Here is a 740-nt window from a genome sequence, read left to right on the forward strand (position 1 = left end):
CCCGATGGTGAAAAAAAACTTAGTACAATTTTGTGATTTTTATGGTAGTTTCTAAGTTCTTTAAAAACCGGAAGACCCTGTTCATATTCGCCCAATGAAGCGCAATGAAACCAAAGTGTTTTATCTTCATTATTTAAATGTGTTTTAAGCACATTAAAAGTTTGTTTGCGGCCGTTTACACCAAGTTTAATTTTATCATTAAAAGGTGTTAAACATTTTAAGGCAAACCCCGCTAAACTGATACCAATGTTATAAAGAAAACCCAATATTATTTGTTTGTTGCTAAAATACATTTCTTTACGTAATTTCATTGGTTTACCTATATGATTTTTTGTAATTTCGTAGTGTAAAAACTCAAAAAAAGAGTTCTAATTTTTTCAGATGAAGAAGATTCAAATGGTAGACCTCAAAGGTCAGTATAACGCTATAAAAGACGTTGTAAACCCTTCTATACAGCAAGTAATTGAAACCACATCATTTATAAACGGACCGAAAGTTCATGAATTTCAAAAGAATTTAGAAACCTACCTTGGTGTAAAACATGTAATACCATGTGCTAATGGTACTGATGCTTTGCAAATAGCCATGATGGGGCTTGGTTTAAAACCAGGAGATGAGGTTATTACTGCCAATTTTACTTTTGCAGCAACTGTTGAAGTTATTGCGCTTTTAAATTTAACACCTGTTTTGGTTGATGTTAATGAAGATGATTTCAACATTAATATTGAAGCACTAAAAAA

At 31.5% G+C, this 740-nt stretch carries 2 protein-coding genes; one reads left to right on the forward strand and one right to left on the reverse strand.

What is annotated here, in order from left to right; translation table 11 throughout:
- Positions 1–311 (reverse strand): glycosyltransferase N-terminal domain-containing protein (locus tag FUA24_RS04030; protein WP_317131928.1); only part of this gene is annotated, 311 nt, incomplete at its 3' end.
- Positions 312–381: 70 nt separating this feature from the next.
- Between FUA24_RS04030 and FUA24_RS04035 the strand changes: the two genes are divergently transcribed.
- The coding region (locus FUA24_RS04035) for an aminotransferase class I/II-fold pyridoxal phosphate-dependent enzyme (protein ID WP_148540159.1) at positions 382–740 on the forward strand (359 nt) is incomplete at its 3' end.

It is taken from the genome of Seonamhaeicola marinus, assembly GCF_008085455.1.